The organism is Asanoa ferruginea, from assembly GCF_003387075.1.
In the GTDB taxonomy this organism is placed as follows: Bacteria; Actinomycetota; Actinomycetes; order Mycobacteriales; family Micromonosporaceae; genus Asanoa; species Asanoa ferruginea.
The window spans coordinates 2375196-2401516 of record NZ_QUMQ01000001.1 but is presented as its reverse complement, the minus strand read 5'-3'; the positions used below and the strand labels follow the sequence as shown (position 1 = coordinate 2401516).

18 protein-coding genes are annotated in these 26321 nt (G+C 69.9%); 9 read left to right on the top strand and 9 right to left on the bottom strand.

Translation table 11 applies throughout. The features are described from left to right. Positions 1-6 precede the first annotated feature (6 nt). Positions 7-621 (bottom strand): PadR family transcriptional regulator, encoded by a 615-nt coding sequence (locus tag DFJ67_RS11450; protein WP_116067864.1) that lies wholly within the window; start codon positions 619-621, stop codon positions 7-9. 152 nt (positions 622-773) lie between these two features. On the opposite strand from DFJ67_RS11450, the gene DFJ67_RS11445 reads away from it, so the two are divergent. From DFJ67_RS11445 to DFJ67_RS11435, 3 genes are all read left to right on the top strand, one after another. Continuing rightward, a complete protein-coding gene (locus tag DFJ67_RS11445) occupies positions 774-1190 on the top strand; it encodes a DUF5318 domain-containing protein (RefSeq protein WP_116067863.1) in 417 nt (138 codons plus the stop codon). A gap of 185 nt (positions 1191-1375) precedes the next feature. Further along, on the top strand, positions 1376-4165 hold the full coding sequence (locus DFJ67_RS11440; protein WP_116067862.1) for a transglycosylase domain-containing protein: 2790 nt from the start codon (positions 1376-1378) through the stop codon (positions 4163-4165). A 146-nt stretch (positions 4166-4311) separates the two neighbouring features. Beyond that, positions 4312-5754, top strand: coding sequence for a glycosyltransferase family 87 protein (locus DFJ67_RS11435; RefSeq protein ID WP_116067861.1), 1443 nt, complete (start codon positions 4312-4314; stop codon positions 5752-5754). A 10-nt stretch (positions 5755-5764) separates the two neighbouring features. Here the strand turns inward: DFJ67_RS11435 and DFJ67_RS43760 are convergent, their stop codons facing one another. Both DFJ67_RS43760 and DFJ67_RS11425 read right to left on the bottom strand, forming a co-directional pair. Beyond that, the gene (locus tag DFJ67_RS43760) at positions 5765-7888 is read right to left on the bottom strand and encodes a putative glycosyltransferase family protein (RefSeq protein ID WP_409362896.1); all 2124 of its coding nucleotides are present in this window, start codon (positions 7886-7888) and stop codon (positions 5765-5767) included. 1825 nt (positions 7889-9713) lie between these two features. Next, positions 9714-10484 (bottom strand): deoxyribonuclease IV, encoded by a 771-nt coding sequence (locus DFJ67_RS11425; protein WP_116067860.1) that lies wholly within the window; start codon positions 10482-10484, stop codon positions 9714-9716. A gap of 185 nt (positions 10485-10669) precedes the next feature. On the opposite strand from DFJ67_RS11425, the gene DFJ67_RS11420 reads away from it, so the two are divergent. The 5 genes from DFJ67_RS11420 to rplI all read left to right on the top strand — a co-directional run bounded on the left by DFJ67_RS11420 (position 10670) and on the right by rplI (position 13499). Beyond that, positions 10670-11554 carry a hypothetical protein gene (locus DFJ67_RS11420; RefSeq protein WP_147315490.1) on the top strand — a complete coding sequence of 295 codons (885 nt, stop codon included), beginning with the start codon at positions 10670-10672 and terminating at the stop codon, positions 11552-11554. A gap of 285 nt (positions 11555-11839) precedes the next feature. Continuing rightward, positions 11840-12130, top strand: a complete 291-nt coding sequence (gene rpsF, locus DFJ67_RS11415; RefSeq protein WP_089250289.1) for a 30S ribosomal protein S6 — start codon at positions 11840-11842, stop codon at positions 12128-12130. Positions 12131-12216: 86 nt separating this feature from the next. Continuing rightward, positions 12217-12771 carry a single-stranded DNA-binding protein gene (locus DFJ67_RS11410; RefSeq protein WP_203783304.1) on the top strand — a complete coding sequence of 185 codons (555 nt, stop codon included), beginning with the start codon at positions 12217-12219 and terminating at the stop codon, positions 12769-12771. Between the two features lie 24 nt (positions 12772-12795). Continuing rightward, entirely contained in the window at positions 12796-13035 is a 240-nt protein-coding gene (rpsR, locus tag DFJ67_RS11405) for a 30S ribosomal protein S18 (RefSeq protein WP_091551811.1), read from the top strand. A 14-nt stretch (positions 13036-13049) separates the two neighbouring features. Then, positions 13050-13499: a 50S ribosomal protein L9 gene (gene rplI, locus DFJ67_RS11400; RefSeq protein WP_116067858.1), complete on the top strand. Its 450-nt coding sequence runs from the start codon at positions 13050-13052 to the stop codon at positions 13497-13499. Positions 13500-13553: 54 nt separating this feature from the next. Here rplI and DFJ67_RS11395 read toward each other — a convergent pair whose 3' ends face one another. Then, complete coding sequence (locus tag DFJ67_RS11395) at positions 13554-17393, bottom strand: hypothetical protein (RefSeq protein WP_116067857.1); 3840 nt, start codon at positions 17391-17393, stop codon at positions 13554-13556. Positions 17394-17816: 423 nt separating this feature from the next. Here DFJ67_RS11395 and DFJ67_RS11390 point away from each other — a divergent pair, with 423 nt between their 5' ends. Beyond that, entirely contained in the window at positions 17817-20492 is a 2676-nt protein-coding gene (locus tag DFJ67_RS11390; RefSeq protein ID WP_203783314.1) for a replicative DNA helicase, read from the top strand. Here DFJ67_RS11390 and DFJ67_RS11385 read toward each other — a convergent pair. The 5 genes from DFJ67_RS11385 to DFJ67_RS11365 all read right to left on the bottom strand — a co-directional run bounded on the left by DFJ67_RS11385 (position 20489) and on the right by DFJ67_RS11365 (position 26058). Continuing rightward, positions 20489-21151, bottom strand: a complete 663-nt coding sequence (locus DFJ67_RS11385; RefSeq protein ID WP_116067855.1) for a maleylpyruvate isomerase N-terminal domain-containing protein — start codon at positions 21149-21151, stop codon at positions 20489-20491. The genes DFJ67_RS11390 and DFJ67_RS11385 overlap by 4 nt on opposite strands. A 75-nt stretch (positions 21152-21226) precedes the next feature. Next, positions 21227-21619, bottom strand: a complete 393-nt coding sequence (locus DFJ67_RS11380; protein ID WP_116067854.1) for a TFIIB-type zinc ribbon-containing protein — start codon at positions 21617-21619, stop codon at positions 21227-21229. Continuing rightward, positions 21619-22275 (bottom strand): phosphoribosyltransferase, encoded by a 657-nt coding sequence (locus tag DFJ67_RS11375; protein ID WP_239097048.1) that lies wholly within the window; start codon positions 22273-22275, stop codon positions 21619-21621. Before DFJ67_RS11375 ends, DFJ67_RS11380 begins: the two co-directional genes overlap by 1 nt. A 4-nt stretch (positions 22276-22279) precedes the next feature. After that, positions 22280-23533, bottom strand: coding sequence for a glycosyltransferase family 87 protein (locus DFJ67_RS11370; protein ID WP_116067852.1), 1254 nt, complete (start codon positions 23531-23533; stop codon positions 22280-22282). After that, positions 23530-26058 (bottom strand): putative bifunctional diguanylate cyclase/phosphodiesterase, encoded by a 2529-nt coding sequence (locus DFJ67_RS11365; protein ID WP_203783297.1) that lies wholly within the window; start codon positions 26056-26058, stop codon positions 23530-23532. The genes DFJ67_RS11370 and DFJ67_RS11365 overlap by 4 nt, the downstream gene beginning before the upstream one ends. Between the last annotated feature and the right edge of the window lie 263 nt (positions 26059-26321).

Sequence of the window (26321 nt, the reverse complement as noted above, 5' to 3'; positions counted from 1 at the left end):
TTCTTATTACGGCCGCTCGTCCTGGACGTGCGGGCTGGTTTCTGTTTCTCCCTGGGCAGCGCGCCCTTCGGGAGCCCGGCCGGAGCGCTCATTCACGATGAGCTCCTCCAGCCAGCGCACCTCGCGCTCGCAGGCGTCCAAACCATGACGCTGGAGCTCGAGGGTGTATGCGTCGAGGCGCTCGCCCGCGCGGGAGAGCACGTCGCGCATGCTTTCGCGGCGTTCTTCGACCTTGCGCCGGCGGCCTTCCAGGATCCGCAGGCGGGTGGCCTGGTCGGTGCGCGCGAAGAAAGCGAAGTGGACGCCGAAACCGGCGTCGTCGTAGGTCTCGGGGCCGGCCTGGGCGATGAGGTCGGCGAACCGCTCCTTGCCCTCGGCCGTGATCTTGTAAACCACCCGGCCGCGCTTGCTGGTCAGCGCCGGCACCTCGGGCTTGGTCGGCGGAGTCTCGCCGGCCTCGCTGATGTAGCCGGCGGACTGGAGGCGGCGCAGCGTCGGGTAGAGCGAGCCGTAGCTGATCGCCGCGCGGATCGACCCGAGCTTCGCCGCAAGCTCTTTACGCAGCTCGTAGCCGTGCATCGGAGACTCGTGGAGGAGGCCGAGGATCGCGAACTCGAGCAACTTCCACCTCCCTGCCGTCGTCGATGTATCGGCTCGATACATCGCAACGGTAAACCACGACCGAGCGTCGAGCAAACCTCTGATTGCGCCCGGGGAATCACGCTCCGTAGCCGTTGTCGCTCTCGCCGCCCCGACCGCGTACCCTCTTGCGCATGCGCACGCAGCGCCAGACCATCGACTACTCGCTACAGAAGCGAGCGGTCCTGCGTGACGTCTATTCCGGCCGGGTCGGGACCTACGAGGTCTGCGACGCCTCTCCCTACCTGAAAAGCGCTGCCCGCTTCCACGGAGAGCCGACCGACGAACGCTGCCCGATCTGCCGGCGGGAAAACCTGACGCACGTCCACTACATTTACGGCGATGAACTCAAGCAGTCCGCGGGACAGGCGCGAACACTGGCCGAGTTGCCAGTGCTTGCCATGACTCTGCGTGAGTTCCAGGTCTACGTGGTGGAAGTGTGTGCCGGCTGCTCGTGGAACCACCTGGTGGAGCAATACCTGCTCGGTCGCGACGGACTGGTCTCGACAGACGCAGACACAAGCGGGCGAAGGAGAGAGGCGCGACGGTGACGACGGTTCGCCCGGTTGAAGCAACGTCTTCGACGGTTGGGCGAATCGTTTACCGGATAAGTCCGGTTTTCTCTGATATGTCAGTGGCGGCCCGGTTAGACCGGACGACCGCACGGCGTTGTCCAACTCACGGCAACCCGGTGTGCGCGCGGACGCGCGTCACCGCGACCGGCAGGGTGTGACGAATGAACTCGTACGACGGCTCCAGTTCCGCGCGCGGCCACGCGCGTCCCACGGGCCACAGTGGTCCCACGGGCCACAGTGGTGACGGCGGACCAGGGTTCGGCGGCGACCGGCACTGGCAGGCGACCGGCGACGGCATGGGTGGTTGGCCCAACAACGGCGGCGGCTACGGCGACCAGCCGGCCGCGCCGCGGGGCTCCACTTCGGGTGGTCGGGCGTCGGTGCCCACGGCGTCGGCGTCCGTGCAGTCCTCTTCGGCCTCGGGGGCGGCGTCCGTGCCACCGCCGGCGGGCCGGGCGGGCGTGGGTCGCGCGTCGGCCGCCGTACCCAGTGGATCGTCGTCTTCGGGTCGGGCTTCGGTCGGCAGCGCGTCGGTGGGCAGTGCGTCCGTCGGCAGCGCGTCGGTCGGCAGTGCTTCGGTCGCCGGTGTCGCGGGTCGGGCTCAGGTTGGTCGCGCGTCGGTCGGCTCCGGTCCGGGTGGCCCGGGCGGTCCCGGTGGCCCGGGTGGCAACGGGCCGGGCGGCCCCGGTGGTCCCGGCGGACGCGGTCGTTCGGGCGGCAGCCGGCCCAAGCGCACCCGCAAGCGCAAGTTGATCAACTGGGCCATCGCCGGCTTCGCCGTGCTGGTCATGGTGGCCGGGGCGGGGCTGGTCGGCGGCACCTACTACACGACCAACGTCGTGGTGCCCGACCAGGTCGACCTGCCGCTGGCGACCACCATCTTCGCGTCCGACAACAAGACCCAGATCGCCAAGCTGGGCGAGGTCAACCGCACGTTCGTGTCGATCAACCAGATCCCCAAATACGTGCAATACGCGGTCGCGTCGGCCGAAGACCGCAAGTTCTACGAGCACAGCGGCGTCGACTACGTCGGCATCGCCCGCGCCGCCTGGAACAACTTCACCGGCGGCGACAAGCAGGGCGCCTCGACGATCACGCAGCAATACGCGCGCAACGCCTTCGACAACCTCCAGGGCGTGACCTACGCACGCAAGCTGCGCGAGGCCGTGATGGCGTCGAAGCTCAACGACGAATACAGCAAAGACCAGATCATGGAGATGTACCTCAACACGATCTACTTCGGTCGAGGTGCGTGGGGCATCGAGGCGGCCTCGCAGGGCTACTTCGGTAAGTCGGTCAGCAAGCTGACGCCCGCCGAGGGCGCGGTGCTGGCAGCGGTCATCAAGCAGCCCCAGCCGTCGGAGACCCACAAGGGTTACGACCCGGGCTACAACCCGGAAGCCGCGCAGGAACGCTGGGGCTACGTGCTCCAGGGCATGGTCGAGAAGACCTGGCTGCCGCCCGAGCAGCGGCCGACCGAATATCCGACGAAGTCGCTCAAGCCGTTGCCCAAGGACGGCACCTGCTTCACCGACTGCGGCGTCAACACCCCGCTGGGCAACGTGATCAACTACGTACACGACGAGATGATCGGGATGAAGATCCCGGGCTGCGACGCGAAGAGCTGCTCTCAGTTGATCAAGGATGGTGGCTTCAAGATCCGAACCACCATCGACAAGAACATGCAGAACGACCTTCAGGACGCGATCTGGCGGAAGAAGGCCGGCTCAGAGCTCGCGAAGCAGCCGAAGAACATCATGGCGGCGGGCGTTGCCATCGACCCGGTGCACGGGCGGGTGCTGGCCTACTTCGGCGGTGACAACGGCACCGGCCACGACTACGCCGGCAAGAACGTCGAGGGTGGGGCGTTGACCGGCGGTCACGCGCCCGGCTCGTCGTTCAAGATCTACACGCTGGCGGCGGCGCTCAACAACAACATCTCGCTCGACTCGCGCTGGGACGCGACCGACTACGACGTGCCCGGCACGAAGATCAAGGTCATCAACGCGGGCCGGCAGCCGAGCTGCGCGAAGAGCTGCACGTTGCGCCAGTCGACGGTGTCGTCCTACAACGTGCCCTTCTACCACATCGCCGACAAGCTCGGCGCCGACAAGGTCATCGAGATGGCCCGCAACGCCGGCGTCACCACGATGTGGACCAACAACCCGGTCAAGCCCTACGACCTGACCAACAAGAACACGAAGATCGGCGAGAGCGACCCGTTCTACTACGTCGTCGGCTACGGCGCCTACCCGATCACGGTGCTCGACCACGCCAACGGCCTGGCGACGATCACCAACCGGGGTGTCTACAACAAGGCACACTTCGTCATGTCGGTCGAGCAGAAGAACGCGGCCGGCGCGTGGATCAAGGTCGGCGGCGAGCAGCTCAAGCCGAAGCAGACCATCCGGCAGGATGTCGCCGACGACGTCAACGACGTGTTGCAGGAGATCTCCGGTGGGCTGCCCGGCGGCCGCCCCGCGACCGGCAAGACCGGCACGTGGGAGCTCAACGAGAAGAGCTCCGACAACGCGCACGCCTGGATGCTCGGCGCCACGCCGACGCTCGCCACCGCGATCTGGGTCGGCAACGTCGCCAAGGAGCAGGCGCTGATCGACGACGACGGCGACAAGATCCAGGGCGCCAGCCTGCCGAAGGACATCTGGAAGCGGTTCATGACCGACGCGCTCAAGGGCACCGACGTCGACCGCTTCAAGCCGGGCACCCACATCGGCGACAAGGAAGCCGGCAACGGCACCCCGGTGCAACCCCAGAACGGGGTCTGCTTCCCGGGTGACCAGGCCTGCCTCGCGGCCCAGGGTGGCAACGCGGGCGGCAACCCCGGCGACAACGGCGGGCGCCGCGGCCGCGACAACAACGGCCCCGGCAACAACCAGCCGCCGAACCCCAACACCAACCCGTTCACGATCGTCCCGCCACCCGGCGGCTGATCCGCACGACCATCCGCCGGTCGGTGGCGCCCTGACGGGTGCGACCGACCGGCGGTCGTGCACTACCCGATGCGACAAAATCGGCGCTCCGGATGGGGCACACCGGGTGGGATGCGGAAAGATGCGTCTTCGTGGGTGCAAACCTGATGCGTGACGACGCCGGACCGGTCGACCAGCCGTCCCGCTCCGACGGCTTCGTCCGCGGGCTCTCCGAGGTGATCGGCGGCCCGGTGGGCGAACACGCGGTCGAACGCCGCGACGGGGTGCGGGCCGGCGGCGGCTTCTGGACCGCGGCGCGGGTCGTCCTCGCGCTGATGTGCCTGTCCCTGGCGCTGCACTGGGTGCAGAAGTCACCGTGTCAGGACGGAGCGTGGCAGAACTACCGGCAATACACCCGGTTCTGCTACACCGATGTGCTCGCGCTCTACTACGCCGAGGGGCTCAACGAGGGCAAAGTGCCCTACGTCGACCACCCGGTCGAATACCCGGTGCTGACCGGCGCGTTCATGGGCGCGCTCGGGCTGCCGGTGCACGCGCTCGGCAAGGACCGCCCGGAGATCAACCAGGGCCAGTGGTTCTACAACCTCAATGCCCTGGTGCTCGGCGCGATCGGCGTCGGCGCGGTCGCCGCGCTACTGGCCCTGCGCAAGAGAAGACCGTGGGACGCGGCGATGTTCGCCCTCTCCCCCGCGCTGCTGGTCACCGCGACCGTCAACTGGGACCTGCTGGCGATCGGATTAGCGGTCTTCGGCATGCTCGCGTGGGCCAGAAAGAAACCCGTCGCGGCCGGCGTCCTGCTCGGGCTCGGCTGCGCGGCGAAACTCTGGCCGCTGTTCATCCTGGGCCCGATCCTGGTGCTGGCGTTCCGCACCAAGCGCTGGCGGGCCGCCATGACCACGGTCTGGGTCGGTGTCGCCACGGTCCTGGCCGTCAACATCCCGGTCGCGCTGGCGTTCCCCGACGGCTGGAAGCGGTTCTTCGAGCTCAACAACACCAGACCGATCGACTGGGGCACGATCTGGTACGTCGGCCGCTACCTGGACACCAAGTGGTCGCCGAACTCGGCGGGCCCGTTCCAGTGGCTGAGCGACCACATCCCGACCCTCAACATCCTGTCCTACCTGCTGTTCGGCCTCGCCTGCCTGGGCATCGCCGCGCTCGCCTTCTACGCACCCCGCCGTCCTCGCCTCGCGGCACTGGCCTTCCTCGTGGTCGCGGCGTTCCTGATCTTCAGCAAGGTGTGGTCACAGCAATACGTGCTTTGGCTGCTCCCCCTCGCCGTCCTGGCCCGCCCCCGCTGGGGCGCGTTCCTGGCCTGGCAGGTGGCCGAGGTGTTCTACTTCCTGGCCTTCTACGGCGAGTTGCTCGGCGCCTCGGGCAAGCAGGTCTTCCCGGAGGGCGTCTTCGTGCTGGCCGCGACGCTGCGCCTGGCCGGCGTGATCGCGATGTGCTACTTCGTCATCCGCGACATCCTGCGCCCGGAGCTCGACCCGGTCCGCGCGACCTACGCCGACGACCCCGACGGCGGCGACTTCGACGGCGCGCCCGACCCGGAGCCGGTCGGCAGGGCCGAGCCGGTCCGGGTCTGAGCGTCGCCGCTCAGAGGTGGTAGACCACCGCTGAGCCGATGTCTTCACGGGTGATCCCCAGCGAGTCGACCGGCAGGTCGATCGTCGTCAGCAGGGGTGAGCCCGGCTCGATCTGGTCGCGCACCACGACCACGTTGCGCACGCCCATCGCGCGCAGGTAGTTGATGCTGTTCTGGTCGGGGAACGTCGCGGTCACCTGGCGCACCTCCTCGAGCTTCTTCGGCACGAACCCGCTGCCGCCGTTGACGATGTCCTGGAACTTCGTCGTCGACCAGAGCATCACGTTCTCGTCTTTCAACTGGTCGCTCGGCAGCACCAGCAGCGGACCCTCGACGGTGCGCATCGCCGCGGGCTGGACCGGCACGATCGGGTGCGGCGTGGTGTTGATCCCCTCGATCAGCACCAGGGCCAGCGGGACCAGCGTGACCAGCCGCAGCCACGGACTCGGCCACGGCGGGATCCGGTTGGCCGAGATCTCCTTGACCCGATCGACGAACGCGCACACCGCGCCGGCGGCGAGGATGCCGAGCAGCAGGGTCACCCACAGCATCAGCCGGCCCGGGGTGCGGATGCCGTCCCAGCCGGGCACGTGCTCGAGCAGCGGGATGTAGGTGTATTTGCCGCCCAGGAACTCGCTGCCCATGGCCAGGATCGTGGTGACCGCGACGCCGAGCACGAGCAGCAGCCGCTGCTTGATCGTCCAGATCGAGACGATCAGGCCGGCCAGCGCCAGGGCGATCAGGGTGAACCCGGGCAGCAGGGTCATCTCAGCCGGCCAGCCCAGCGAGTCACGCAGCGGGGCGTGCAGGCCACCCCAGAGCCAGGAATGCTCGGGGGCGGTGAAAAGCCCCCGCAGCGGCGGCGAGTAGAGCTCGATCTCTTCGATCCCACGCCGGGCGTAGGGGTGCGCGTCGGCGACCTCGAAGTAAGGAATCGCCAGCAGCCCACCGGCGGCCGCGAAGATCACGCCACCGCCGAGGTCGGCGAAGAAGAGCTTGCGACCGAACGGCCGCCGGACCGCCCACCGCCGGGCCCGCTTGACCTGCCAGCCGACGAGCGCGCCGATGCCGAGCAACGCCAGCACGTACGCGAAGACCAGCCCGATGCCGAAACCAAGGCTGAGCTGCCACGCGGCGACCAACCACCCCGCCAGCGCCCAGCCAGCATGCCGGCGTTCGGGCCGGTAGCCGTGCCGGAACGAGAAGCCATGCCCGCGGGCGAGCATCGCGAGGGCCAGCGGAATGCCGCCGTTGGAGATGATGTGCAGGTGCCCGGCCTGCGAGAGCAGCCACGGCGCGTAGGTGTAGGCCGCCGCGGCGACCGCGCTGCCGGTGCGGCCAGCGCCGAGTTGGCGCACCAGCACATAGGCGCCGGAGGTGGCGAGCGCGTGCGCCAGCACGAACATGATGTTGTAGCGGACGATCGCCGCCACCGGCCCCTCGCCGATCATGCCGAGCGGTGCGTAGCCGAGCAGCGAGTCGGAGAACGCGAAACTCCACAGCTCGGGATAGAAGGCGTTGGCGTGCCAGAGCCGGGCGGGGTCGGTCAGCAGGCTGTGCCCGGACCAGGACATCTGCCAGGCCTGGAGGGTCGGATCCCAGATGTCCTGCGGGATCGTGTGCCGCGGGTAGCGCAGCGTCGGCCAGGTCATCACCACCGCGGCGGCGACCGACAGGAAGGCGGCGATGAACCACTCGTGGCGGATCGTGCGGCCGGCCCAGCGGGCGGCCCGTCTTGCGACGTTGGGCGGTGGCTCGGTGCGGCCCGCGAACTCCGCCCATTTGTCGGGCTCTTTGTCGCCGTCGGTCAGGGTCGCGACCGCGGCCTTCTCGGCCGCGTCGTCCTCGGCGGCGTCGCTGGCGTCTTCCTTGGCGTCGCCGCCGGTCTTGCTCGGCTTGACGTCCGGGGGAGCAGCCTTTGCGGCTGCGGGGTCTTCGGTCCCACTGGCGTCGGCGGAGCTGCCCGGCTTTTCGGCGGCGCCATCCTCGCGTTGGCCTGGTTCGTCGGCCGTAGGTCCGGTGGTGACGTTGTCGGCCGATTTCACCATCGCGGGTTCGTCGGTCTTGCTCAGGTCGGTGTCTGCCGGCTCGTCGGCGGCGTGCCGTCCGCGCTGTTCAGCGGCGGGTTTGGCCATGGTGGCAGCCGCGACTGTCGCTCCGGGCGCGACCGGAGTCGTTTCGCCGTCGGTCTCTGCCGGGTCTTCGCCGATTTGCTGCGCGGGCAGCCGCGTCTCCGCCACGCTCGTGGCCACGGCGGCAGTGTCGCGGGCGGACCGCTTGAACGGCCACCAGCGGCGGGTCTTCTTCGTGGACGTGCCGGTCGTGGGTTGATCCGGCGCCCCTTCGCCGGCGCCGCGTTGCTTGGGCGCCGTGCCCGGGGACGCCGCTTCGACGGGCGGAGTCGTCTCCGCCGACGAGGGTTCTTCGGCGCCGTCGACTGCTGGGTCGCTGCTCTCGGCCGAGGTGGCTTCATCGCCGAGTTGCGCTGAACCAGGTCGCGCCTTCGGTGCGGCGGCCTTCCGAGCCCTGCGCGGGGTGGCTTCCCCGTCGGGCACGGATGTCGCCTCTTCACTTCCCTCGTGGACGGTCACACCGGCGCCGCCGGCGGGCGCCTTGGCCGCGCGGCGGGCACGCGTTCGCGCCTTCGGCGCGGTGCTTCCCGATCCAGCGGCCTCGCTGCTGGATCCGGATTGCGCTGTCGCGTCGTCGTCGCTGTCCGCGGAGCCACGATCCGCGACTTCGGTGTCTGCCTTCTCGACGGATGCGGCTTGCATCGCGGTGCTGGCCGCCTGGGTCTCGCTTCGCGCGGCGCCAGCGGTCTCCGTGCCAGCGGCGTCCACACCGGTGCTGACCGTCGCACCAGCGCCGGTCGCGACCGCAGCGGCGGTATCGGTCTTGCCTGCTCGGCGGCGTCGCCCTTTGGCCGCCGGCGTTGCCGCCGCGGGCGCGTCGCCTTCGGATTCACCCGCGCGGGTGCCGGCGCCGGCCTCGGCGCCGCCGGTGGTTCGTTGGCCGGTGTCCGTGCGACCAAGTGCGCCTGCGGCGCCTTCGGCCTCGGCACCGCGGGTGCTGGCGCTGCCGGTGGGTCGGTCGCTTACTTCCGCGCGACCAGGTATGGCCGCTGCTCCCTCGACATCGGCACCGCGGGTGCTGGCGCTGATCTTGCCGCTGCCGGTGGTTCGTTCGCTGGTGTCCGTGCCACCAGGTGCGCCTGCGGCGCCTTCGGCCTCGGCACCACGGGGGCTGGGGGCGGTATTGGCGCTACCGGTGGTTCGGTCGCCGATGTCCGCGCGCCCAGGTGTCGCCGCTGCTCCTTCGGCCTCGGCCCCGTGGCGGCTGGCCCCCTCGCCCACGTCTGCGAGACGACGTGTAGCTGCTGCGGCCGCCATCCCGATCACTGCTGCCGCGCCGCCGCCACCGTGGTCACCGCCACGGTCTTCGGCAGACGCGGCACGGCGCCCGCTCGCACTGCCCGCGTCGGACCCGGCCGCGACCGCGCCGCCGTGAGCGCCGCCGGTCGCCTCAACGGTGCCGTCGCTCTCGCGTACACCCGTGGACTGGTTGGTCGCCGTCTGAAGGTCGCCCTGCCGGCGGCCGCCGAGGGATTCGGATCCGTCGTCGGCGGGCCCACCGCGATCGTCGTCCGCCGACTCGGTGACACCCGACCCGCGCCCCTCGTCGCTGGAAGCGGCTTCGCGCCCGTTGGTGCTCGGTGCGGATCCCGTCGCCACCTCGGATGTGCCCGACTCCGCCACATAGGGCTCGTCGGGTTCCTCCTCGCTGGCGATGGAGGGCCGGCGGGTGGGCTCGGGGCCGGGTGCCGCACGTCGCGCGGTCATCGGCGGTTCTTCCGAGTTCATGCCGCTCTTTCTCTCGACCGACCGGAGGCGGGGTCTCGCCGGTGACCGCACCGCGACAGCGCGGTTGGCCCCACGAGACACCTCCTAGTGGCGCCTAACGTCACACCTTGCCGCGTAGAAACGCGATGTCGGCCGCTTGGCCCTCGGCGTCGCCCGGTGTCTCCACGATGACCGGTGCTCCGGCCGCCCTCACGACGGCGATGAGCAACTCGGGGTCGATCATTCCGGAACCGAGGTTGTCGTGTCGATCCCGGCCGGAGTCGAACGGGTCCTTCGAGTCGTTGCAGTGAATCAGGTCGATCCGGCCGGTGATCGCCTTGACCCGGTCGACCAGGCCGAGCAGGTCTTCGCCACCGGCGTGGGCGTGGCACGTGTCGAGGCAGAAGCCGACCTCGTAGTCGCCGACGGCGTCCCATAGCCGGGCCAACATGTCGAGCTTGCGGGCGCAGGCGTGGTCGCCACCCGCGGTGTTCTCGATCAGCACGGGGGTGGCGAAACCGCCCTGGTCCTGCGCGTAGGCGAAAGTCTTGCGCCAGTTGTCGAACCCGGTCTCGAGCTCGTCGACCGCGCCGACGTGTCCGCCGTGGACGATCAGTGCCTTGGCACCGACATCGGCCGCGCCGGCGGCATGCGCGAGCAGCAGCTTGCGGCTCGGGATGCGGATCTTGTTGTTGAGCGTCGCCACGTTGATCAGGTAGGGCGCGTGGATGTAGATGTCGACCTCGGAGGCCTTGAGGTCGGCGGCGTCGGCTCTCGGCTTGGGCGACTTGTAGCCCTGTGGGTCGGTGAGGAAGAACTGCACCGCGTCGGCATCGCGGGCCGTCGCGGCGGCTAACGGATCGGTCGGGTCGACGTGAGCTCCGATGCGCATGGAGGCGAGCCTACGTCGCGGGTACGACAACGGCGCACCGGTGCCCGCGTCCGGAATTCCTCGCAAATCGCCCACCCTCGCGTCACCGCCGCCCGTCCCGCTTCGTTACCTCCGATAGACCAGCCCGGGGGCCGCTGAACCACCACGAGCCTCCACGCACCGGCCGACCACGGGAGTTGTGAACGTTGCACGCCATCCGACGCCGTACCGTCGCGTCCGCTGCCGCCGCCTTTTTTGTGGCCGCGCCGCTGGCCATCGGCGGCGCCGCCCTCGCCGCCGAGCCGGCGCAGGAAACCAACAGCCAGGTCACCTTCAGCGGCGACGGGCTGCTCGGGGTGGCCTGCGGCGCCAAGCCCAACTCCGCGTCGGTGACGGTGCCGGCGGAAAGCACGCTGCGCGTCGTCAACAACACCGGCCGCAAGGCCAAGCTGCTGCTCGACGGCGCGACCCGCGGCGAGGTGGCCTCGGGTGCGACCGCCGACGTGCTCTTCCACCGCGGTCCGGTCGAGTTGGCGCTCAAGCCCGACTGCATGCTGGCCGACGAGAAGTCGGTGCGGGTCGAGGTGCTGGCCGCGCCCGCGCCCCCGGTGGTCAACAACGACACCCCGGCCAACTCGCCGATCGTCCCGTTCGGCAACGGCGGTGGCAACAACTCCGGCGGCGCCGACACCCCGGCGGCGGCCGGCGGCGACGACCAGCAGCCCCGGGGCGCCGCGGCGGGCGGCGACAACGCCAACCCGGCGACCGGTTCCTCTCCCGCCGCGGTCGACCCGGCCAACCCGGCTGCCGGCGACGACGCGGATCCCGCGAACCCGGACGACCCGGCCAACCCCGACGCGGCGGCACTGTCGGCGGACAGCTTCGGCGACCCGACCGGCGGTGGCAGCCTCGACGGGGCGACCACGGTCGCCGGTGCGGCCGCCGAGCCGCTGGCTTCGGTCGACCCGGTCAGCGACAGCGGACCGACCGGTCTGCTGGCCCTGATCGCGACAGTGTGTGCGGTCGGCGTATCCGCTGGGGCAATTCGGGCTATTGTTGCTCAACGTGCAAGCCGGACTCGGGCCGCGTAAACTAAATAACACAACAAAGCTCCGCGGGGCGCCCGCGTCCAACCTCGTCGGTGTGGTCGTTCCTCCCCAGGTCCCACCCAAAGAATGCGGACTCAAGGCGCTCCGCGGCTCTGCACAGAGGGCCCCTTCCTAGCGGAGGGGCCCTTACCACGCCCGGACGGCCTCTCACCTGGGGTCTCCGGTATTGTGGTGGGGTTGTCCGCACCAGCAGGGTGCTGGCAACGACGCACGACCTCCTGCCGCGGATGGACCGTGGCCGCTAAGCCCATAGGAGGTGAGCACGTCTTGCGTCATTACGAAGTTATGGTGATCCTCGATCCCTCTCTCGAGGAACGCACCGTCGCCCCGTCTCTCGACACATACCTCAATGTGATTCGGACCGCGGGTGGCTCGGTGGAGAAGCTCGATGTGTGGGGCCGCCGGCGGCTCTCGTTCGAGATCAACAAGAAGGCCGAGGGCATCTACGCCGTCATCGACCTGCAGGCGGAGCCTGCGGCGGTGGCTGAGCTGGACCGTCAGCTGCGACTCAACGAGTCGGTGCTGCGCACCAAGGTCATCCGGCCCGAGACGCGCTAAGCGCACTTCGGACCAGATCAGCCCGAACAAAGCCTCACCAACTCTGTCGTACGGCTCTGGCAGCCTGTCGGCAGAGACTCGAATGAGTGCACGAGGAGACGGTCATGGCAGGAGACACCACGATCACGGTCATCGGCAACCTGACCGACGACCCCGAGTTGCGCTTCACCCCGTCGGGTGCGGCGGTCGCCAAGTTCCGCGTGGCTTCAACCCCGCGGATCATGGACCGCTCGACCAACGAGTGGAAGGACGGCGAGCCGCTCTTCCTTTCCTGCACCGTGTGGCGTCAGGCGGCCGAAAACGTCGCCGAGTCGCTGCAGCGGGGCGCTCGCGTCATCGTGTCGGGCCGGCTCAAGCAGCGGTCCTACGAGACCCGCGAGGGTGAGAAGCGCACCGTCATCGAGCTCGAGGTCGACGAGATCGGCCCATCCCTGCGCTACGCCACGGCGAAGGTGCAGAAGATGTCGCGCTCCAGTGGCGGTGGTGGTGGCGGCTTTGGCTCCGGCGGTGGCGGCGGCCAGGGTGGCGGCGGAGGCAACAACTTCGACGACCCCTGGGCGACGGCCGCGCCGGCAGGCGCCTCCTCCGGCGGCGGTTCGGGCCGGTCGAGCAGTTTCTCCGACGACGAGCCCCCGTTCTAATCAGAATCACCAGGAGCACGAGCAATGGCTAAGGCTGCCGCGCTACGCAAGCCGAAGAAGAAGGTGAACCCGCTCGACAAGGACGGGATCACCTACATCGACTACAAAGACACCGCGCTGCTGCGCAAGTTCATCTCCGACCGGGGCAAGATCCGTGCCCGCCGGGTCACCGGGGTGACCTCGCAGCAGCAGCGTCAGATCGCACGCGCCGTGAAGAACGCGCGCGAGATGGCGCTCCTGCCCTACACGACCACGGCTCGCTGAGAGGAGGCACCGAAATGAAGGTCATCCTGACTCAGGAGGTGTCCGGCCTCGGCACACCCGGCGACGTGGTCGACGTCAAGGACGGCTACGGCCGCAACTATCTCCTCCCCCAGGGCTTCGGCATCCGCTGGAGCAAGGGCGCGGAGAAAGAGGTCACCAACATCAAGCGGGCCCGCGGTGCTCGCGAGATCCGCGACCTCGGCCACGCCAACGAGGTCAAGGCCCAGCTCGAAGGCCTCAAGGTCAGCATGCAGGTGCGCGCCGGCGACGGTGGCCGCCTGTTCGGCTCGGTCACCCCGGTCGAGATCGTCGACGCGGTCAAGGCCGCTGGTGGCCCGTCGCTCGACCGCCGCCGGCTCGAGCTGCCCGGTCACATCAAGTCGACCGGCAGCTACCCGGTGAAGGTCAAGCTGCACCCTGAGGTGACGGCCACGTTCGACGTGAACGTCAACCGCAGCAAGTAAGGCAACACCCGCGAAAGGGCGTCGCACCGGTCACGGTGCGGCGCCCTTCGTGCGTCAGCCGAGCGGTTGGCCGCTGAACACGCTGTTGAGCACGGCCGCCATGCCACCGCCGACCACCGCCGCGGCCAGGCCGACACTGCCGGCACGCCAACTATGGCCGAGCCAGCGCAAAAGAATGGCCGCGATCAGCGTGACCCCGAGCGCGATGCCAAACGTCGGCACACCCGACAGCAACCCAGCCAGCGCCTGCGCCCGCGGCGAATCACACCCACCGCCGGTCACATCACTGACACAGTCGTCGGTGGCAACCGCAGGCAGGGTCATCAACCAGAGACCAAACGCCAGCACGGGTACGGCGTACCAGGCGGCCGCGTAAAGCACCGCCGCCAGGAACCCACCGTTGTCAGCGTTGTCGAGCTGCTCGAACTCGTCCTGCTCCCAACGCGACCGCCGCCGCGGCGGCACCTGCGTACGGGCCGCGGGTGCGGACCGGACCGGTGCCGGCTCGCCGCGCGGCGCGGTGCGGGCCGGGGCGCCCCAGCCAGGGTCGGTCGCGTCGAGCGCGGGCGGCATCGCCGCACGGGCAAGCGCCGCTTCCTCGGCGGCCGACCGCCCCCGGCGCGGCGGCTCGGCATAACTTTCGGGTTCCGGCCGGCGCGGCTCAGGCAGCCCGACCGCAGGCGACCGCGGCGCCGTAGCCGGCGTCGGCACCCACCGCGGGTCGTCACCGGAAAGCCGATGCCCCGACCAGAACGCGTCGAACTTCTCCTCAGCCTCTTCATCGATGCTGCCGACAAGCCGGTCCCACTCGCCGGTCGTCGTCGTGGGGTCGTATTGACCCGTGTCAGTCATCCGCTCCCACGACCCGGTGCCGGGGTCGTCGTCGCGCCGGTCACCCGGACGCTGCGCAGGAGCGCGCCGCCCGCCCGGCTCATCGATCCGCCGGCTCCCGGTGTCGGCGACCCCATCGGCCGCGTCGCGGGAGGCATCCCGCCGACCACGCCGCCCAGCATCCTGGCCCGGGCGATCGTCGCGCGGTTCCGGCGGTTGCTCGATCGGCGCCATCGCGCGCCGCGACCACTCGCCGGTCATGTCCGGGTGCCGCCAACGGTCCGAGTCAGGCTCGCCCGCCCACGACCCACGCTCCCCGCCGCGACCGGGCCGCTCGCCCGGCTCAGGCTCCGCGCGCCGCCCACCGCGACCACGGACGGGCGGTTCGCCCAGGTCCTGGTCGTCCGGCTCGGCGCGGCGTCCGCGGCTGGGCAGGTCAGGACCGTCGCCAGGAGTCCGTCGACGCTGCGCCGGCACGTCGCCACCGCGAGTGCCGTCACGCCAATCGCGGGCGGCTGGATCGATCTCGTCGCCTCGGCCCCGCCTGGACGGTTCGGGCTCCGCGTGCCGGCTCCGCCCGTGACCGGTCTGCTCTCCGGGGGCGATCTCGTCATGCCGACCCCGACGCCCGACTCCGGTCGAGCCGACCGCATCCGTTTCGTCGTGCCGCCCACGCCGTCCGGCGCCGGTCGAACCGGGGGCGTCGGCTTCGTCGCGGCGGCTGCGTCGTCCGGCGCTGGTCGAGTCGAGGGCGTCAGGCGAGCCGCGATAGGCGCGGCGCGCTACACCGGTCGAGCCCGGGGCGTCCGGTTCGTCGCGCCGGGCGCGCCGGCCCGCGCCGGTCGAGTCGAGCGCGTCGGGTTCGTCGCCGAAGATGCGCCGGCCAACGCCGGTCGACCCGACCGCGTCAGGGTCGTCGCGCCGGCTGCGCCGCCCGGCGCCGGTGGAGTCGAGTGCGTCGGGTTCGTCGCGGTAGGTGCGGCGCCCAACGCCGGTCGAGCCGACCGCGTCGGGGTCGTCGCGCCGGCTGCGTCGTCCCGCGCCGGTGGAGTCGAGTGCGTCGGGTTCGTCGCGGTAGGTGCGCCGGCCAACGCCGGCCGAGCCGACCGCATCCGTTTCGTCGCGCCGGCTGCGTCGTCCGGCGCTGGTCGAGTCGAGTGCGTCGGGTTCGTCGCGGTAGGTGCGGCGGCCGATGCCGGTGGAGCCGACCGCGTCGGGGTCGTCGCGCCGGTCGCGCCGTCCGGCGCTGGTCGAGTCGAGTGCGTCGGGTTCGTCGCGGTAGGTGCGGCGGCCGATGCCGGTGGAGCCGACCGCGTCCGGGTCGTCCCGCCGGTCGCGCCGTCCGGCGCTGGTCGAGTCGAGTGCGTCGGGTTCGTCGCGGTATGTGCGGCGGCCCGCACTAGTTGAGTCGAGTGCGCCTGGGTCGCGGCGGCCGACGCCGGTGGACCCGATCGCGTCGGGGTCGTCGCGCCGCCGGCCGCGTCCGGCGCCGGTCGAATCGAGCGCGTCGGACTCGTCGCCGTAAGCGCGCCGGCCGACCCCGGTCGAGTCGAGGGCGTCCGGGTCGCCACGGCGGCTGCGCCGCCCAACACCGGTCGAGTCCAAAGCATCCGATTCGTCGCGGTATGCGCGGCGGCCCCGACTCGGTGCGTCGACTTCGTCGTCGCGGCCTCGGCGGGCGCGGGTCGGGGTGCCGGGCAGGTCGACCTCGATCGGGTCGTCGTTCCAGCTTGGCCGGCTGCGCTCGGGTGCGTCGGTGTCGCCGTGCCGGGCTCGGCGGCCGCGGGAAACCGGCGGGTCGGCGGGCTCGCCGTGCCAACTGCTGCTCGGGTCGCTGTCGGAATAGCTGTCGCGCCGTCCGCGCAGCGGAACCTGGATGGTGCCGGTGTCTTCGCGGCGGGTGATGCCCGGCAGTTCCGTATCCGTCTGCTCGGTCTGCCAACTCCGCGAGACACCGGCGTCGGCCTCGTCCTGCCGCCGGCGTCGGCCGCGACTGACCGGCGCGGTGTCGGTGGCCTCGTCACGCCGGCTGCGGCGGCCACGAGTCGGCACTTCGGCGGTGCCCGTCGCCGCGTAGCCGACGCTGGGCAGCTCGGTGTCGGTCACCTCGTCCTGCCAGCCTCGGCGACCGCGCGGGGCAGGGGCGTCGGTCTCGACATCGTCCAGGTGGCGCCGCCCGCGGCTGACCGGCTCGGTCTCGACAGGCTCGGCCCGCCGGCCACGCCGCCCGCGAACGGGCACCTCGATCGCGCCGGACGCCTCAATGTCCGCCGAGTCATCGCGGCGGCCGCGGCGCCTGTCGACAGGCACGGAGGCGGCACCGCGGGTCAGCTCGTCGGCAGGCCCGTCGTTCCAACTCCGCCGAGCGCGCGAGTCGCCGACGTCGTCGCGCTGCCGCCGCCCGCCACTGGACAACTCGATCTCGTCAGAGTCGTCGTAACGACGGCGACCACCGCTGGTCAGCTCGACGTCGTCGGATCGGCCTCGGCCGGCACGGGAGTCCGAAATGTCGTCTCGGCGACGTCGGGCCCCGCTGGACAGCTCGATCTCGCCGGGCTCGTCCCAGTCGCGACCCGCGCGCGAGTCCGAAATGTCGTCTCGGCGGCGCCGTGCGCCGCTCGAAAGCTCGATCTCGTCCGGTGAGACGCGGCTACGACGGACGTGTGAGTCAGAGACCTCGTCCCGCCGACGCCGACCACCGCTGGACAACTCGATGTCGTCATAGTCGTCGACTTCATCCCGGTCACGACCACCACGGACCCGGCGGTCGCCGCCGGTCGGAACGATGACCATGTCACCGTCGTCGCCGGGCTCGTCCTGCCAGAAGTTTTTGGGCAGCTTCAACGACGCGGTGTCTTCGATCTGCTGGATCGCCGCGAGCTCGCCGCCGGTCGCACCGAGCGGGTCCCACTGCGAGATCGCGTCCGGGTTGGGCTCGGCGGCCGGTGGCTTGACGCCCCGCCGGGCGCCGGTGCGGCGCGGCCGATCCTCGGACCTGGGCGAGCGCGACCTGGGCGACGTCACCGGGGTGTCGTCGCCGCGCGCCCAATCCCGATAGTCCACAGCCGGAGCGTGACCTTCCTGATATCGGATCGCAATCGTCCGTGTCGACAAGACCAAATCCACGGACGCGTCGATGGTAGTCGACCCAGAGAGGGGTCGCTGGTCCTGGTGTGGACGTATTTCTTTCCTCCACACGCTGGGGACTAAGGAACCGCACGTCAGGAGGGTGCCGCGCAAGGATTCACTGTGGTCATGCACAAGCTGTGCACAGGTTCACGCACACCCTCTGGCCTGCTTTCCACAGGTTGTCCAAAGGTTCGTCCACGTGGCTCTTTGCGCTGGTGGACAACGGGCTCATAAGGTTGCCGTTCGGTCCTAGAAGAAACGGCGCGACATCCCCCGGTCGTGTCGGGGGTCCGCCGATCAACTGTCGGTTATAGTACAACCGTACGAGAGGGGGCCACCGTGTCGATCACCGACGACGTGCGCGGCGGCCGCCCACCCGGGCCGCCGCAAGATGGTCCCCCTCCACAGCGCGACGGTGGCTACGACAAGACGCCGCCGCAGGATGTCGCCGCTGAGCAGAGCGTCCTGGGCGGCATGCTGCTCTCCAAGGACGCGATCGCCGACGTCATCGAGATCCTCAAGACCGGCGACTTCTACCGCCCGATCCACGCGACCGTCTTCGACGCGATCCTCGACCTCTACGGCCGCGGCGAGCCCGCCGACGCGGTGACCGTGTCGGCCTCGCTGGCCGACTCCGGCGACCTGATGCGGATCGGCGGCGCGCCCTACCTCCAGACGCTGATGGCCAGCGTGCCGACGGCGGCCAACGCCGGCTACTACGCGCGGATCGTCGCCGAGCGCGCCGTGCTGCGCCGCCTGGTCGAGGCCGGCACGCGGATCGTCCAACTGGGCTACGGCTCCGCCAACGGCGGTGGCCGCGACGTCGACGACGTGGTCGACCTCGCGCAGCAGGCCATCTACGACGTGACCGAGAAGCGGGTCAGCGAAGACTTCGCGATCCTCGCCGACATGCTCCAGCCCACGCTCGACGAGATCGAAGCGGTCGGCGCCCAGGGCGGCGTGATGACCGGCGTGCCCACCGGTTTCACCGATCTCGACCGCCTGCTCAACGGCCTCCACCCCGGCCAATTGATCATCGTGGCGGGAAGGCCGGGTCTCGGTAAGAGCACCGCGTCCATGGACTTTGCCCGGAATGCGGCTATCCGGCACAACTGCGCGAGCGCCATCTTCTCGCTCGAAATGAGCAAGGTCGAGATCGTCATGCGACTGCTCTCGGCCGAGGCGCGGGTGCCGCTGCATGTCCTGCGATCAGGGCAACTCTCCGACGACGACTGGACCAAGCTGGCGCGCCGGATGGGCGAGATCAGCGAGGCGCCGCTGTTCGTCGACGACACGCCCAACATGAACCTGATGGAGATCCGGGCCAAGGCGCGCCGACTCAAGCAGCGCCACGACCTCAAGATGATCGTCGTCGACTACCTGCAACTGATGAGCTCGCCCAAGCGCACCGAGAGCCGCCAGCAAGAGGTCGCCGAGCTGTCCCGTGGCCTCAAGCTGCTCGCCAAAGAGGTCGAGTGCCCGGTCATCGCCGTGTCACAGCTCAACCGCGGCCCGGAACAGCGCACCGATAAACGCCCGCAGCTGTCCGACCTGCGCGAGTCCGGGTGCCTGACCGCTGAAACCCGGGTGCTGCGTGCTGACACCGGCGCCGAGACCACCATGGGTGAGTTGTTCAACACCGGCGCCCGTGACGTGCCGGTGTGGGCGCTGGATGACCGACTCAAGTATGTGCGCCGGCACCTGACGCACGTGTTCAGCACTGGGGAGAAGCCGGTTTTTCGGCTGCGGCTGGCGTCCGGGCGGGAAGTTCGCGCCACCGCCAACCACCCGTTCCTCACCTACGAAGGCTGGACCCCGCTCGGTGAACTGACGGTCGGCGGCCGGATCGCCGCACCACGGCACGTGTGCGCGCCCGAACAGGTCACCACGTGGGACGACCGGCAAGTCATCCTGCTGGCGCACCTGCTCGGCGACGGCTCAATGCTGCCCCGGCAGTCGATCCGATACGCCAGCATTGACGAAGCCAACCTCGAGGCGGTCCGTGATGCCGCCACGTTCTTCGGGATCACGGCGGCACGCGACGACTACGCGCAGGCCCGGTGCGCCACGTTGCGGCTGGTCGCCCCCTACCGGTTGACGCACGGCAAGCGCAACCCCGTTGCCGTGTGGGTCGACTCGCTAGGGCTATTCGGGAAGCGCAGCCACGAAAAGTTCGTGCCGGCGGAGGTGTTCAGTCTCCCCAAAGACCAGATCGCCCTGTTCCTACGGCACCTGTGGGCAACGGACGGATCGGTCTGGATCCGACCGCTCACGGGGAAAGGCCCGATCGGCCGGGTCTACTACGCATCCACCAGCCGCCGGCTGGTGGACGACGTGGCCCGCCTCCTGTGGCGGTTCGGCATCCAGACACGGATCAAGACGACCCGGAAGACCGGCTACCGCGACGGCTACCAACTGCACATCACCAGTGCCGGCGACCAGGAGGCTTTCTGCCGGGTCATCGGGGTCAACGGCAAGCGCGGGGAGGCGGCCGAACTACTCCGTCAACGCTTGCAAGGGGTTAAGGCCAACACCAACGTTGACACCATCCCGGCAGTCGTCTGGGAGCGCGTGCGCGACGTCCTCTCGGAGCGCCGCATGACCCACCGGCAGTTCGCCGCCTCGATGGGGACCAAGTTCTCCGGGAGCACCATGTGGAAGCACGCCCCGTCCCGGGACCGGATCGCTCGGGCCGCGGCGATCCTCCACGACAACGACCTCGACATGCTCGCCACCAATGACGTCACCTGGGACGAGATTGTGTCCATCGAGCCCGACGGGGTTGAGGCCGTCTACGACGCCACCGTCGCCGGGGCGCATAACTTCGTCGCCAACGGCATCGCGGTCCACAATTCGATCGAGCAAGACGCCGACGTCGTCATCCTGTTGCACCGCGACGACTACTACGACAAAGAGTCGCCGCGGGCCGGTGAGGCTGACTTCATCGTGGCCAAGCACCGAAACGGTCCCACCGACACGGTCACCGTGGCCGCCCAGCTCCACCTGTCGCGCTTCGTCGACATGGCCATTTAGGACAAAAGGGGAAACCAGCCCGCCGCCTCGCCCAGTGCGAGCCGATCGCGCTGCGTCAACGACTCCCGGCCGCTGGCCTTGAGCAGAAAGTCCGTCGGTGACCAGGTCGCCGGCCGGACCACCTCGTCGCTGAGCAAACCGTCCATCGTGGACACGGCGACGGCGAGCGCGGAAGCGGGTGGTGCCGGCGGCGCCGGCAGCGCGACGCTCAGATCGAGATGGTGCACGACCGCCTCGGTGACCAGCGTCGCGATGAAGTCGGGCACGGCCAGCACGTGCCCCTGGGTCGCGACGAACGCCGCCGGGTCGGCCGCGGCCGCCGCCCGCGCGGCCGCCGGCGCGGTTTCGGCCCACAGCGCCACGATCGACGACGGCCGCTCGAACGCACTCGCCGCCCGCCGGGTCAACCACGCACTGTGTCGACCGGCCACGGCGTCACCCGTCCAGTAGCTCACGTGGTCTACATCAGACGGACCGGGCACCGCGCTGACGAAGGCCACCAGCGCCCGCCGCGCGTCTTCGAGCAGGTGGAGCAGCACATCGGCGACCACCCAGCCGCGACAGCGGGTCGCATGCAGCAGGTCGTCGTCGGTCAGCGGCAACACCGTCGCAGTGACCGCGTCGTAAGCGTCGCCGAGCGCGCCAGCGGGTGCCGTCATAACTAGACGATCTCACGCGACGCGGGGCCCGGCAGCCGACAATCGGCCACCGGGCCCCCGCATGCGCATCGCCGGTCAGTCGAACAGTTCGCCCAGGAAACCCTTGTGCTTCTTGTGACGGTAGTGGCCGTGGTAGCCGTATTGTCCGCCGTGCTGCCCATAGGCCGGCTGCGGCGGGTAATGCGCCGGCGGGGGCGGCGGCATGTGGCTCGGCTGGCCATAACCGGGCTGCCCGTGCCCACCCGGCGGGGGCGGCGGCGGAGGCGCGTAACCAGGCGCCACCGGCTGGCCCGGCACGCCAGGTGCGGATTGCTGACGGTTCCAGTTGGCCTCGGCCTCGAAGAGCTTCTCGAGCTCACCGCGGTCGAGGAAAATTCCACGGCACTCGGTGCACTGGTCGACGGTGACGCCGCTGCGCTCGTAGGTTCGCATCTCGCCACGACACTTCGGACAGGTCATCTGCATCACTAGACGGTACCGGGTGGATGCACGTCGCCCGAGCGCAGCGCGGCCGCCACCTCGCCGTCGGTGACCTGGTGGAAGTCGTCGTAGAACTGGCTCACCGCACCGAACGGCTCCGGCCGCACCGGACAGACCAGCTCGTCGACCAGCGGTGTCAGTGCCGATAGCGCCCGCGCCGAGCCGACCGGAACGGCGAGCACCACCCGTGCCGCATCGAGCGCGCGGGCCACCGCGACCGCCGCCCGCGCCGTGGCGCCGGTCGCCAGGCCGTCGTCGACCAGCACCGCGACCTTGCCGCGCAACGTCAGCGGCGGCCGGCCGGCCCGGTAACGCTCCTCGCGCCGCGCCAACTCCGCTTCCTCTCGCGCCAGCACCCGCTCGATGTCGGGCTGCTCGAGCCGTGCGGCCACGTCGTCGTTGCGCACCGCGACACCGCCCGGCCCCAGCGCACCGAACGCGACCTCGGGCGCCCAGGGCACGCCGAGCTTGCGGATGACCAGCACGTCGAGCGCGACACCCAGCCGCGCGGCCACCGCCGCGGCGACCGGCATGCCGCCACGCACCAACCCGAGAACGACGACCTCGGGCCGCCACGCGTAGCCGGCCAATCCCTCGGCCAAAGCCAAGCCGGCCGATGCCCGGTCACGGAACGAGCCCTCCACCCATTCAGGTGTACGCCGTCGCGCGCCCGTCCGTCGCCTCTTCCACCCGATCGCGCGGTGCCGGAGCGGCCGCATCCCGCAACGCGGGCGCCCAGGCCAGCAGGGCGATCGGGTAGAGCAGGTAGCCGAACCGGGTCGACGGCATCAACAGGATCGCCGCCAGCAGCCCGTACCCGCTGATCAATGAAACGGCGGCCGCGGTCCGCGGTGGGCGACGGATGATCCAGACCGCGATCACCACCCCGGCGAGCCCGAGTAGGCCGGCGGCGATCAGCCGCCCACCGGGCAGGCCGGAAGCGATCAGCTGCCCGGGAAACGGCGACGCCGCCGGGCTGCTCACGACCCCGTGCCCGAGCGGGAAGCCGATCACGTTGTCGACCAGGGCGCCCGGGTCACGCAGCAACGGCGGCACGAGCGCGAGCACCGGCAGGCCGAGCGCGCCGAGCGCGAACGGACGCAGGCGCCGCCGGGTCAGCGCGTGGATCAGCAGCACCACCACGATCGGCAGCGCGAACAGCTTGAGCGCGCCGGCCAGCCCCGCGACGACACCGGCCCAGGCCCACCGCTCTCGCGCGCACAACGCCAGCGACAGCAGGCAGAGCGCGAGCACCGGAATGTCATCGCCACCGGTCGCGATGGCCAGCGCGCAGATCGGCAGCACCGTGGTGAGCTGCACGGCGCGCAGCAGGTGCGGGCCGCGGACCAGCGCGATCGCGATCGCGAGCGCGGCCACGGTGACCACCAGGAACCAGATCCGGGCGTCCGTCCACCAGGCGCTCCCCGCGATCGCGCGGGGCAGACCGAAGAGCGCCATGCCTGGTTGGTACGGGAGGTAGCCGAGCAACCGTTCGTCGGCGGGCAGCCCGGCGATCGTGCCGTCGGAGAGGTAGGGCGTGCCGTGGTGCAGCAGCCGGATGCCGCCGTCTTCGACGACCAGCACCTCTTCCTGCGCCCGGTCGGTGCGGCCGCCCGCCCGCTCGACGCACTGGATCAGCATCGGCACCCAGGCGGTCGCGACCCAGGCGACACCGGTGATCGCCGCCCGCAGTCGCGGGTCGCGGTTGCCGGCCAGCCACTGCACCAGCACGGCGACCGCCGCGACGGCGTAGCCAACGGCCGCGACGGCACCCCAGGCCCGGTGTGGCAACAGCGTGGAGGTCAACGCGGTGACCACGGCGAAGCCGGCGGACAGCGTGTAGAGCCCGAGGTCGAACGCCAGGCCGCCGGCCGCCCGGTCGAGCCGAGACCAGGGGATCATCCGCCCAAGTGTGGCAAACGCTCGCTGCGCTGTCGTGGCACCGGTCGCCGGTGCGGGCTGAGCCGGATCACCGCGCCCTCGTCGTGCAGGGCCGGCGCTAGCATCCCCGGCCGGCCGCCGGAGCCGCGGTGCAGCGCCGCGAGCAGCCGGGCGGCGGTCATCGGCCGGGCGAACAGGTGCCCCTGGCCGGCGGTGCAGCCCATCTCCCAGAGCGCGCGGCGCTGCGGCTCGCTGTCGACGCCCTCGGCCACCACCGCGAGGTTGAGGCTGCGGCCGAGATCGACGGTGGACCGGATGACCGCGCCCGCCTCCGGCGAGGTTTCCATCGCGGTGACGAACTCGCTGTCGATCTTCAGCTCGTGCACGGGGATCCGCGACAACACCGACAGCGACGAGTAGCCGGTGCCGAAGTCGTCGAGCGCGAGCCGGACGCCCTCGTCGCGGAACCGGCCGAGGACCTGGTCGACGACCTCGAGCTGGCTGATCGTCAGCGTCTCGGTGAGCTCCAGGATGAGCCGGTCGGGCGGCAGGTCGTGGGTGCGCAGCCGGGTCATCACCGAGCCCGGGAAGCGCGGGTCGAGCAGGCTGCGGGGTGCGACGTTGACCGCGACGGGCAGGTCGAAGCCGGCCTCCCGCCACGAGACGCAGGCGAGCAGCGCTTGATCGAGAACGGCCTCGGCGAACGCCGGCAACAGCCCGCTGCGCTCGACCGTCTCCAGGAACCGCAAGGGGTCGACGGTGCCGTGGTCGGGGTGGTGCCAGCGGGCCAGCGCCTCGGCGGCGAGCACCTCACCGTTGGCCAGGTCGACGATCGGCTGAAAGTCGACGGTGAGCGTGCCGTCAGCGACCGCGCTCGACATGCTGCCGGTGATCGCGAAGCGCCCGATGTCAGCGGTGTCGCGGGCGTGCGAGTAGGTGGCGATCCGCTGGCCGGAGCGCTTGGCCTGGTACATCGCGACGTCGGCCCGGCGCAACAACTCAGCGATGCCACCGGTGCTCGGCGCCGTCGCGATGCCACCACTGGCCTCGACGCTGATCTGCATGCCCTCGACCTCGATCGACTCGTGCAGCACGGCGATCAGACCCTCGGACCGGTGTGTGGCGACGGCCGGCGCCGGCAGGCCGGTCAGCAACACCGCGAACTCGTCACCACCGAGGCGGGACACGAGGTCGGCCGGTCGCGCGGCGCTCTTGAGGCGGTCGGCCACCACCTTCAATACCTGGTCGCCGGCGGCGTGGCCAAGCGTGTCGTTGACTTCCTTGAAGTGGTTGAGGTCGAGCAGCAGGAGCGCGATAACACCGTCGGAGTGGCCTTCGGCGATCTTCTTCTGGCCCTGGTCGATCAGTTGCCGGCGGTTGGCCAGCCCGGTAAGCGCGTCATGCGCGGCGTCGTGCGCGTGCACGATCGCGATGCGTTCGAGTTCGGCGTAGGCCGTCGCGTTGTGGAGGGCTGTGTTCAACGCCGATGCGAACGTGCGGAGCTTGTAGTTCTCCATCTCGTTGAGGGTGACCGGGCCGCGGAACCGGAGCCGGAACTCACCGATCGGACGCCGGTCTGTGCGCCCTTCCAGCACGGTCGTTATTACGAACGCGTCGGCTGGCCACGCCCCCTCGAGGGCGACTTTGCCCGCAGTGCCGCGGACCACCTTGGGTTGATCGGTGTGGAAGACCTCGACCTCCGCACTGTCAGCGGAGAAAAGACTGGGCGCCCATTCGACCGCGACCGCCATGACGCGATCGAGGTCGACGTCGTTAAGCGCTTCTGCGGAGGTGGCGAGGCCTTGCCAGGAAATGCGTTCGTCGCGTTTACGGATCCGCGAGAGGTACCAGAGGTGCATGGTCAAGATGAGCAACGGAACCACAAGTAGCAGCTGCGCATCGTGGTTGACCGACAGCAGCCAGACGACAAAGAACGCGACGATCAGGCGGGCGGCGAGGAATCCGAGGCGGATGTCGAGATGCCGGCGGATCTGTTGACTCAATGGCGTCTGCGTCGCCAACGAGATGACCGGGTTGATAAGCAACTCGTCGGTGAATGTCACCGCCAGGAGCATGAGAAACAGCGTGGTGAGATGGAATTGCGGCTCACCTTGAACGAAATGTGCGCCCGTTGCATATGCGACAAGTCCGCCGGCTGCCGCGCAAATAGTGTCCTTGCCGGTGCCGAAGGCCACCTTGAGGGGGCTTACTCGAGCCAGGAACCGGCCGATCACGATGCCGACGGCCGTGCTCACGACCACCCAAGGAGGCGGCATGACGGTGAGCGCGACGAGGATGACGATGTCGGTCCACGATTGGCCGAACTTGGTGGCGTTCACCCGCACGTTGACCACGGCGCTGGTCGACGCGGTGGCAGCGAGGGCGAGCGCGGCAATCGCCACCAGCGGCGGCGTGTTGACGAGGCCGGTCGCGATGGCGTGGATCGAGAAAATGAGCGCGACTAATGCCACAAACACCACGAGACCGACGAGCAGCCGTAGCTGCCGATCGGTCGCGTTGTGGTGTGCCTTCTGTTCGTCGGTCAATCGATCCCCATCGGAGTGACGCGCACGAGTGACGTCAGCATACCGGACCGTGACCTATTTGTTTCTGGGCTCAGCCCCACTCGCCACTGCGCATGGCCCGCTCCGCTCTCGTCTGCCGGCTTGTTCCGGTGTTGCGATCAGCGTAGGTTGTGATTCGCAGGATTTGAACCGAGAAATGTCGATATGAGCAGCATTCGCTAACCATACGAGGATTTGTCACGATCTGTTCTCACATGAATGCGCAGCGCATTCGCCCAAGTGCG